Source organism: Anoxybacillus sp. (assembly GCF_036834105.1).
In the GTDB taxonomy this organism is placed as follows: Bacteria; Bacillota; Bacilli; order Bacillales; family Anoxybacillaceae; genus Anoxybacillus.
Genome location: NZ_DAITON010000082.1, coordinates 1 through 10,627, shown reverse-complemented (window position 1 = coordinate 10,627; position 10,627 = coordinate 1). Strand labels below are relative to the sequence as shown.

The following is a 10,627-nucleotide window of genomic DNA, read 5'->3' as shown; positions in this document are numbered from 1 at the left end:
CTTTATCGATAATCCCCTTACTCAACAGATAATGTCATTAAGTATTTTGTTAACGCTTCAAGCTCTTCATCAGACAATGCTGGATATGTGCCTGTCATCTTGTTGCCTGGCTTAATTTTCTCTGGATCTTTTAGCCAAGCTTTTAAGTTTTCTTCGTTATGTTCTAAAATGCCAGCAATGCGTTCACGATCCGCAAAGTTGCCTAAGTTTGGCGCAAGGCGAGCTTGTTCAGGACGACCGTCAACTGGCGTAACGGCGTGACAGCCAATACAGCTTTTGTTGAAAATTTCTTCCCCTTGTTTCACAACAGGGTCTGTTGAAGCAACAGGTTTCGCATTTTTCATTTTTTCTACCCATTGATCAAACTCAGCGCGAGGAAGCGCCTTCACTTTAAAGTCCATTAATGCGTGTGACGGGCCGCAAAGCTCGGCACATTTCCCGTAAAATAGACGACCTGCCTCTTCCGCGCGCTTTTCATCAAATGTGAGGAAAAATTGGTTTGTGTTATCTGTATTTGTATCCATTTTTCCTCCAGCCGCTGGAATCCAGAACGAGTGTTTGACATCGGAAGCTTTTAAGTTAAAATACACGCGTTCGCCTGTTGGCACGACTAAATCTTGGCTTGTGATAATGCCGTAATCCGGGTACTCAAACTCCCACCAGTACAAATTTGCACGAACGTTAACGACGACAACGTCGCGCTCTTTTTTGTTCATCGGTTTTACATCAGCAAGTTTAAACGTGTATAAAACCGTTGGAACAGCTAAGATGATTAGTAAAATAATCGGAATAACTGTCCAGATAATTTCAAGCGTGTGGCTTCCTTCTACTTGTTTCGGAATTTTGTTTTCTTCCCCTTTACGGCGACGGAAGCGAGTCACAACGTAAAGAAAGATGATCGTTACAACCGCAATGACGATGACCATGATGGCCGTGCTGAGCAGCATAAGCTTGTACTGCATGTCAGCTACTTCCCCTGCTGGTTGAAGCGTCGATAAAAACGGCTTGCCGCAACCAGCTAGCAAGAGCGCCATGGCGGATACAAGAGAAACCAAGCGCCAATTTCGTAGCCACTTTTTCATAGCCTAATCAAACCCCTCTTTCGATTATGAAGTAAAGTGAAATATATACATTCTTTCTTTACAAAAAGAAAGAATTGTAAACCTTTTAATCGATGGTGACAATGACCATCGTCACGAACAAAATCGTTAAATAGTTCAACGAATAAATGAACATCCATTTTGCCCATTTCATGTCATCTTTCATCTTAAAACCTGCTAATCCAAGCGCTAGCCAACCGACATTTAATAGCGTGGCGATAACCATAAACGGTACACCTAATGAAAACAAGTAAAACGGTAACGGCAATAGCGCCACGATCCAAATGACGATTTGCCGCTTTGTCATCGCAAATCCATGGACGACCGGCAACATCGGAATACCCGCTGCGCGATATTCTTCACATCGCTTCATCGCAAGCGCTAAAAAGTGTGGCGGCTGCCATAAAAACATAAGCAAAAATAAAATGACTGGAACGATGTGGAACGTATCATCGACCGCCGTCCAACCAATAACTGGCGGAACTGCGCCAGAGATGCTTCCGATAACGGTATTAAACGTATTGCTTCTTTTCGACCACATCGTATATAAAAAGACGTACGTCACGACCCCGACTAATCCGATGATGGCTGCGGTGACGGTCGTCATAAGCAAGCTCATCGTACCGACCGCGACGAGCAGAACGCCAAACCAGAGCACGCGCTTTGGCTCTACGCTTCCGCTTACCGTTGGGCGACCTTTTGTCCGCTCCATCAAATGATCGATATCGCGATCGATAAAATTATTTAACGCGCATGAACCTGCAATGACGAGCGCAGATCCAATGAGCGCAAAAAACACCGTATGCAAGTTAGTTAAAAAACCTTTTCCAGTAAAATGAAGGGCTAACCAAAGTCCCGTAAACGTCGTAATTAAATTGGAATTGACGATGCCAATTTTAACGACTGCCAACACATCTTTTAAAACACCTGTCTGTATTTTTGTCGTTTTTACATCTTCGACTACATCCGCCATCTGCCGCCACTCCTCTCTTATGCCTTTGAAGGCGTTTCCATTATATACACGATAACGATATGTCGTCTCTGTATATTAAAGCACATTTCTTTGTCAAATTGTGAACTTTTTTTGTCTTAATTGTGTCGAATTTGTGTCAAAATGATATTATTACAATGAAGACGTTGAAAAATAGCCGCACTTATATTTCTAGCAAACTCCGTTCAAATATTCAACTACATTTGTCACGTTTGCTATATTGTAAAATAATAAAACTTTGCGCTTTTCGACATTTTCCGCTAATATGAGGATAGAATTTCTTCACACGTATTTCACATTTATTATACAGTTTTTACTAGGCATTTGCTAGATAAAATTTCTCGTTAAGGAAGTGGATACATTGCAACGGCTTTTAAAATGGTTTGCAGTAGCGACGACAATCGGCATGCTTTTCGTTTTAATCGGCGGCGCGCTTGTGACGAAAACAGGATCAGGCATGGGGTGTGGACGCTCGTGGCCGCTATGCCACGGGCAGCTCATTCCATCGAACATTACGGCTGAGCTTCTAATTGAATTAAGCCATCGCGTCATTTCAGGCGTCGTCGGACTGATGGTGCTCGTTTTATCCGTTTGGGCATGGAAAGCGATCGGTCATATTCGTGAAACGAAATTTTTGGCTATCGTTTCGTTCGTCTTCCTCGTTTTACAAGGGCTCATCGGGGCGGCGGCAGTCGTATGGGGACAATCGGACGTTGTGCTTGCGCTTCATTTCGGTATTTCGTTAATTTCATTTGCAGCCGTCTTTTTATTGACGCTATTTATTTTTGAAGTCGATCAAAAGTTCGATGCCGCATCGGTCGTGCTTGATCGCACGATGAACGTTCATATTTACGGCATTATCGCATATTGCTATATCGTCGTCTATACAGGGGCGCTCGTTCGCCATAAACAAGCGAGTTTGGCGTGCCCAAGCTGGCCGTTTTGCGCGCCAACACGCATATTTCCGACACAGCTGCATGAGTGGGTGCAAATGGGCCACCGCTTCGCAGCCGGTCTATTGTTCATCTGGATTTTATGGGCGACGATATATGCTATGAAACGGTATAAACATCAGCCGGTCATATACTGGGGGTGGCTGATCGCGCTCGCGCTCGTCACTTGCCAAGTTGCAACAGGGGCACTCGTCGTCTTTACAGAACTCAATTTATACGTCGCCTTAGCCCATGCGTTTTTCATTTCATGTTTGTTCGGTGTGCTTAGCTATTTTGTATTATTAGCAACGCGCAGTAAAAAAGAGCACGCCGTGCCGCAACGGGCGAACGTCATGCCATCTACCGCTCTAAAATAAAAGAACGAGGCTCGCCTCGTTCTTTTATTTTTCCGCTAATTCAATTAACAAATCGCCCGTTTGGATGGCATCGCCGCCTTGAACGTAAATGTCTTTGACGACACCTGAAAACGGCGCTTGCACCGTCGTTTCCATTTTCATCGCTTCCGTAATCATGAGGTGGTCGCCTTTTTTCACCTTTTCCCCTTTTTCAACGAGCACTTTTACGACCGTTCCCGGCATCGTCGCAGCAATATGGTTCGGATTGTTGCGATCGGCTTTCACGCGCGCGACAACCGTTGTTTTAATGCTTTCATCTTTAATGATAATTTCGCGCGGTTGACCGTTTAGTTCAAAGTACACAATTCGCGTGCCGTCCGCTTGTGGCTGACCGATGGAGACGAGTTTGACGATTAACGTTTTCCCTTTCTCAATTTCCACTTCAATTTCTTCACCAAGGCGCATGCCGTATAAAAACGTCGGCGTATCTAAAACGGATACGTCCCCAAACTGCTCGACGGTGCGCGCGTATTCAACGAACACTTTCGGATATAGCGCATAAGCGAGCACGTCGTAATCCGTCACTTCACGCTGGATGAGATGATACAGTTCTTCCCGTACCTTTTCAAAATCGACCGGCTCTAACAGCTCTCCTGGGCGAACGGTAATCGGTTCGCGCCCTTTTAAAATGATGCGCTGCAACGTTTCTGGGAATCCGCCGTGCGGCTGACCGAGATATCCTTCAAACAGTTCAACGACGGAATCAGGAAAATCAAGCGTCTCCCCGCGCTCATAAATGTCTTGTTCCGTTAAATTGTTTTGCACCATATATAACGCCATATCGCCGACAACTTTAGACGATGGCGTCACTTTCACGATGTCGCCAAACATATCGTTCACACGACGATACATTTCTTTTACTTCGTCCCAGCGATCACCTAAGCCGACCGCTTTCGCTTGTTGTTGTAAGTTGCTATATTGTCCGCCCGGCATTTCGTGCATATACACTTCCGTATGCGGCGCGTTCATGCCGCTCTCAAAATCGGCGTAATATTTGCGAACATCTTCCCAATAGCGCGATAGTTTTTCAAGCGATGCAATGTCGACTTCCGGTGCACGTTCCGTCCCTTCAAGCGCATAATAAAGCGTATTGGCGCTCGGCTGTGACGTTAAACCAGCCATCGCACTTACCGCTACGTCGACAATATCTACTCCTGCCTCAATTGCTTTCGCGTACGTGTAAATGCCATTTCCGCTCGTATCGTGCGTATGCAAATGAATTGGAATGTCGACTACTTCTTTCAAAGCAGAAATAAACGTATAGGCAGCTTGCGGCTTTAATAGCCCTGCCATATCTTTAATGGCTAAAATGTGGGCGCCAGCTTGCTCGAGTTCTTTCGCTAAGTTTTTATAGTAGTCGAGGTTGTATTTTGTACGGGCTGGGTCAAAAATATCCCCCGTATAGCAAATAGCTGCTTCAGCAACTTTTCCTGTTTGACGTACCGCATCGATCGCAACCGTCATTCCTTTCACCCAGTTTAAGCTGTCGAAAATGCGGAACACGTCAATTCCTGCTTCGGCTGACTTTTTGACAAACTCGCGAATGACGTTGTCTGGATAGTTTTTATATCCGACGGCATTCGACGCACGAAGCAACATTTGGAACAAGACGTTTGGAATTTTTTCGCGCAATTGAATGAGCCGCTCCCACGGGTCTTCTTTTAAGAAACGATACGCGACATCAAACGTCGCCCCGCCCCACATTTCCATCGAGAAGAGCTGCGGCCATAAGCGCGCGGTCGGCTCAGCAATGCGCAACAAATCGTTTGTGCGCACGCGCGTCGCTAACAGCGATTGATGAGCATCACGAAACGTCGTATCCGTAAGCAATACACGGTTTTGCTCTTTAATCCATCGCACAAGCCCGTCCGCGCCATGTTCATCTAAAATGTGTTTCGTCCCTTTCGGCATCGGTTCGATATAGTTCACTTTCGGGATGCGAGGAGGGTCAAACACCGGCTTTTTCTTTTTCCCGATGCCTGGAAAACCGTTGACTGTCACCGTTCCGATATACGACAACATTTTCGTTCCGCGGTCTTTTCGTTTCGGGAAAATAAATAGCTCCGGTGTCGTATCAATAAACGACGTATCGTATTCGCCTTTTAAAAACTTCGGATGTTGGACGACGTTTTCTAAAAACGGAATGTTCGTTTTAATGCCGCGAATACGAAACTCGCGCAAGTTGCGCAACATTTTTGCCGCCGCTTGTTCAAACGTGAGCGCCCACGTCGTCACTTTCACTAACAGCGAATCGTAATATGGTGTAATGACCGCCCCTTGAAAGCTATTTCCAGCGTCTAAACGAACGCCGAAGCCACCGCCGGAACGATACGCCATAATTTTTCCTGTATCTGGCATGAAGTTGTTTAACGGATCCTCCGTTGTCACGCGCGATTGAATCGCATAGCCATGAACGCCAATATCTTCTTGTTTCGGAATGCCTACTTTTTCGCTATGTAGCGCATGTCCTTCCGCAATTAAAATTTGCGACTGAACGATGTCAATGCCTGTAATCATTTCCGTAATCGTATGTTCGACTTGAATGCGCGGGTTTACTTCAATGAAGTAAAACTCATCGCCCGAAACGAGAAACTCGACCGTCCCTGCGTTGACATATTGCACGTTTTTCATCAATTTTACTGCCGCTTCGCAAATGTTTTCGCGCAACGTCTCCGAAAGCGACACGCTTGGCGCTACTTCAACGACTTTTTGATGGCGCCGTTGCACCGAGCAATCTCGGTCGTATAAATGAACAATGTTGCCGTATGCATCACCTAAAATTTGCACTTCAATATGTTTTGGACGTTCAATTAATTTTTCAACATATACTTCATCGCTACCAAATGCCGCTTTTGCCTCTGATTTGGCGCGTTCGTACGCTTCTTTCACTTCCGCTTGCGAACGGACAATGCGCATCCCACGACCGCCGCCGCCTAACGCTGCTTTAATGATCATCGGATAACCGTATGTCTCACCAAAGCGCAACACGTCCTCCAAGCTTTGCACAGGGCCGTCGCTTCCCGGAATAACTGGAATGCCCGCTTGTTTCGCTTGGTGGCGCGCTTTCACTTTATCGCCGAACATATCTAAATGTTGTTGGCGCGGTCCGATAAAAATGATGCCTTCTTCTTCACATCGCTTTGCAAATTCGATGTTTTCCGATAAAAAGCCATAGCCCGGATGAATGGCATCTACATCATGCATTTTCGCAATTTCGATGATGCCTTCAATGTCTAAATAAGCTTCAATCGGCTTTTTTCCTTCGCCGACTAAATATGCTTCATCCGCTTTGTAGCGATGATACGATCCAGCATCTTCGCGCGAGTAAATCGCAACGGTGCGAATGCCGAGCTCATTGCACGCGCGAAACACGCGAATCGCAATTTCACCACGGTTTGCAACAAGTACTTTTTGAATACGCCTCATTATGCATCCTCCCCCTATCGTTCATATAAAAACTATAACGAATTTTCTGTATTTGTAAATAGGATTACGAAAAAGAAATATGATTTTTTTGAATATTGCTTTCCTTTTTCGTTTTATGTTTTTGTTCATACGTTGTTACCGCGGAAATGTTCGCAAGCACCCCCGCAGACATCATCAGTAAAACGAGGGATGAGCCGCCGTAGCTGACAAACGGAAGCGTCACTCCTGTAATCGGAATGAGTCCTGTCAAGCCGCCAAGATTAACAAACGATTGAATGCCGATCATCGCCGAAATGCCGATAGCTAATAAACTGCCGAACGCATCTTGACATTTTCTCGCGATGACGAAGCCGCGCAATACGATAAACGACAATAAGATGAGGACGAATGAAACGCCAAATAAACCAAGCTCCTCGGCGATGACTGCCATAATAAAGTCCGTATGCGCTTCTGGCAAATAGCCGTATTTTTGAATGCCTTGTCCAAGGCCAAGACCTTTTAGTCCCCCGTTTGCGATTGCAAAATATGAGTTGATGAGTTGGAATCCGTCATCCTCCGCATAGTCAAACGGATGCAAAAAGCTGTCGATGCGCGATAACCGCTCTTTTGTAAACACTTTATCGTATACAAATGGACCGAAAACGAGCATGACAATCCCAGCAATGAAACAAAACAATAACAACTGTTTCATTAACAGCCGTTTGCTTGCTGCGGAAGCAAAGACGATGGCTGCACAAATCGCCATAATAATCAACATCGTTCCAACGTCTGGCTGTAAAAAAATAAGCAAACAAATAAACAGCATATAGTAAATAGGAAACAGCGCTTCTTGCGGCGATGTGAGCAGCTTTTTTTGCTTGTTGGCCAACACGCCGCTTAAATAAATAATTAAACCGATCTTCGCAAACTCAGCCGGCTGAATGCGAATGAGACCAATTTTAATCCAGCTCGTCGCATTGTTTGCCGTATGTCCAAATAAAAGGACGTATATGAGCGGCAGCGGCATAATGAAAAAAATGAACTGCAAAAACTTTTTGCGCGCATAATGTTTGTACGGAACAAAGGCCATGAGCACAAACATGCACGCCCCGATCACCCATGCCCATTTTTGTTTTTGAAAAAAGTAATCGCTCGGGGTATGAAAGCGGACAACCGCGGTAATCATGCTCGCGCTATATACCATTACAAGCCCGAACAACGATAATAAACATACAGCGAGGATGAACGGATAGTCGTGGTATTTCACGAACGTTTTCAAACGCATATGCTCCATCTTCCTTTTTCTTCTTTGCTTTCATTGTACTATAAAACAAAAAAAACCCAAACGAAATTCGTTTGAGTTTTTTTCATTTTTTCTTCTTTTTCGTGCACGCTTCATGCAATGCCGAAAGTTCGCGTTCCAGTCGGTCTAAAATCGCCTTCCCGTCTTTTTCATCGACAAGTCCTAACCGAATGGCAAAATCAATCTCACGGGACAAACCGAACATTTGCGTATCTAACACTTCTTCATATAGCGGACATTGCGGCATCGTTAAATGATCCATTTGCACTTGAATGAGCTTGACGATTTTTTCCGCATCCGCTTGCAATAACGAATAGGCTCTTTCTCGAAAGTTTATCGCCACTTCAGGCGTCACGCTGACCCCTCCGTTCCGTACGTTCCTGTTTCTTCATCTTATCGTGAATACGAAAAAAATGCAAGCAAGACGGCTTGCTATACAATTTTACAAACAAGCGCTTTCATCATATAATGAAAGGCAGATAGGGGGAATGGATATGGTAATCGTCATCAAAGGGAACGTGAAATTTACGATTACACTCGATCCGAGCGTATGGATTTTCGACGATCGAAAAGTAGATGTACATACTTATTTTACAAGCAATCGCGAGGTAACACAACGGAAAGAGACGGACGATATTCAAAAAATTTCAGCATATTGGGATCGTGAAATTCAAGAGGGAGCTGTCTCCCCACCAACGCTACAAACGGAAAAACAATTTGAAAAAGAAAAAATATTGACAGGCACGTTTGGCATGAAGTTTGCTCCATTTTTGCGCAACGCCGAGCCAAACGATGATGCGACGCGCGTCGTCATCGTCACAGAACACGGCGATACGACCGTTTCACTAGCAGAAGCATACGAACTTTTATTATGTTTCTCAAAAGACGGCAAGCCGTTAAAAGAAGACGGGCCTGTCCATATTTATTTCGGCGATGGCTCAAACCGCTCCAATCCGATCACACACGTGCGGGCGTTTATCGTCGAATGAAAAGAGGCCTTTCGCCTCTTTTCTTGCTTTATAGAAGATCGGCGGCAAGTTGCGCAAGCGACGAACGCTCTCCTTTAATTAACCGCACGTGTCCAGCGACTTTTTGTTCTTTAAATTTTTCAACGACGTATGTGAGCCCGTTATTGTATTCGTCCAAATACGGATGGTCGATTTGAGCAGGGTCACCCATTAACACAATTTTACTTCGTTCTCCTACGCGCGTTAAAATCGTCTTCACTTCATGTTTCGTTAAATTTTGCGCTTCGTCAATAATAATGAACTGCTCCGGAATGCTTCGTCCGCGTATATATGTGAGCGCCTCCACTTCAATCGAGCCCATTCCTGATAAAATGGCGTCAAGTTCACCTGGCTTTTTCGTATCAAATAAAAAGTGCAAGTTATCGAAAATCGGCTGCATCCACGGCCGTAATTTTTCTTGCTTCTCCCCCGGCAAATAGCCGATATCTTTCCCGACAGGCACGATCGGGCGAGCAACGAGCAACTTTTTATATAGCCGCAAATCTTCCGTCTGCATCAGTCCTGCTGCTAACGCAAGAAGCGTCTTTCCTGTTCCCGCTTTTCCGATGAGCGTCACGAGCGGAATGTCGGTGCGCAACAGCAATTCACATGCCATCGTTTGTTGCACGTTGCGCGGGCGAATGCCCCAAATGTGATCGTAATGAAACACGAGTTTGCGCACTTTTTTTCCTGTATGATCGACAATGCCAAGCGCCGATGAAGAGCCGCCAAGCGCGTCTTTCATGACGATAAATTGATTCGGATAAAACGGATGGTTCGTGATTTCGGCAAGCACAAGCTCACCTTTTTCATAAAAGCGCGCTAAATGTTCTGGACTTATGTACAAATCTAAAAAGCCGGTGTAAATATGGTCAATTTCTACGACGCGATCGCTTAAAAAATCTTCCGCTTCAAGCCCGATCGCATCTGCTTTGACGCGCACGAGCGCATCTTTGCTTACTAAAATGACGGGGCGCCCATGTTCTTTCGTCTGCTCCTCAAGCAATAAATTTTTAGCGACCGCCAAAATGCGATTGTCGTTCGTTTTTTCAATGAAAATTTCTTGCAGTTGCTGAAACGAGCGATGGTTTAATTCAATGCGCAGCACACCGCCGTTATGGAGTGGAATTTTTTCATGAAGTTTGCCGTTTTGGCGCAATTGATCAATAAGTTTGGACACTTGGCGCGCGTTTCGTCCTACTTCGTCCATATATCGTTTTTTTGAGTCCACTTCTTCTAACACGACAGCCGGGATGACGACTTCATTATCTTGAAAGGAAAAAATGGAATACGGGTCTTGTAAAAGAACGTTTGTATCTAATACGTATATTTTTTTGCTCACGTTTTCTCCCCCTTGACGACCGTCGGTGGACGGGATTGTTGTTTATATATATGAATCGACGCATAAAGATAGAAGAAGTTTTGCAAAATAAAGTTAAAGACGAAAAGGGGTGGAACGATTGAAATATATAA

General features: G+C 44.9%; 8 protein-coding genes. 2 read left to right on the top strand and 6 right to left on the bottom strand.

What is annotated here, in order from left to right; all coding sequences use genetic code 11:
* Positions 1-17: 17 nt before the first annotated feature.
* Positions 18-1,082, bottom strand: a complete 1,065-nt coding sequence (gene coxB, locus V7Z64_RS08980; protein WP_297991851.1) for a cytochrome c oxidase subunit II — start codon at positions 1,080-1,082, stop codon at positions 18-20.
* Between the two features lie 85 nt (positions 1,083-1,167).
* On the bottom strand, positions 1,168-2,073 hold the full coding sequence (cyoE, locus tag V7Z64_RS08975) for a heme o synthase (protein ID WP_297991849.1): 906 nt from the start codon (positions 2,071-2,073) through the stop codon (positions 1,168-1,170).
* A 379-nt stretch (positions 2,074-2,452) separates the two neighbouring features.
* Here cyoE and V7Z64_RS08970 point away from each other — a divergent pair, with 379 nt between their 5' ends.
* Positions 2,453-3,400, top strand: coding sequence for a COX15/CtaA family protein (locus tag V7Z64_RS08970; RefSeq protein WP_297991845.1), 948 nt, complete (start codon positions 2,453-2,455; stop codon positions 3,398-3,400).
* A 24-nt stretch (positions 3,401-3,424) separates the two neighbouring features.
* Here V7Z64_RS08970 and pyc read toward each other — a convergent pair whose 3' ends face one another.
* The 3 genes from pyc to V7Z64_RS08955 form a co-directional block, all read right to left on the bottom strand.
* On the bottom strand, positions 3,425-6,865 hold the full coding sequence (gene pyc / locus V7Z64_RS08965) for a pyruvate carboxylase (protein WP_297991842.1): 3,441 nt from the start codon (positions 6,863-6,865) through the stop codon (positions 3,425-3,427).
* Positions 6,866-6,929: 64 nt separating this feature from the next.
* Complete coding sequence (locus V7Z64_RS08960) at positions 6,930-8,138, bottom strand: FtsW/RodA/SpoVE family cell cycle protein (protein WP_297991839.1); 1,209 nt, start codon at positions 8,136-8,138, stop codon at positions 6,930-6,932.
* Between the two features lie 73 nt (positions 8,139-8,211).
* Positions 8,212-8,502, bottom strand: a complete 291-nt coding sequence (locus tag V7Z64_RS08955; RefSeq protein ID WP_003395168.1) for a YlaN family protein — start codon at positions 8,500-8,502, stop codon at positions 8,212-8,214.
* A 139-nt stretch (positions 8,503-8,641) separates the two neighbouring features.
* On the opposite strand from V7Z64_RS08955, the gene V7Z64_RS08950 reads away from it, so the two are divergent.
* Positions 8,642-9,136 carry a peptidyl-prolyl cis-trans isomerase gene (locus V7Z64_RS08950; RefSeq protein ID WP_297991837.1) on the top strand — a complete coding sequence of 165 codons (495 nt, stop codon included), beginning with the start codon at positions 8,642-8,644 and terminating at the stop codon, positions 9,134-9,136.
* Between the two features lie 28 nt (positions 9,137-9,164).
* Here the strand turns inward: V7Z64_RS08950 and V7Z64_RS08945 are convergent, their stop codons facing one another.
* A complete protein-coding gene (locus V7Z64_RS08945; protein ID WP_297991834.1) occupies positions 9,165-10,496 on the bottom strand; it encodes a PhoH family protein in 1,332 nt (443 codons plus the stop codon).
* Positions 10,497-10,627: the final 131 nt, after the last annotated feature.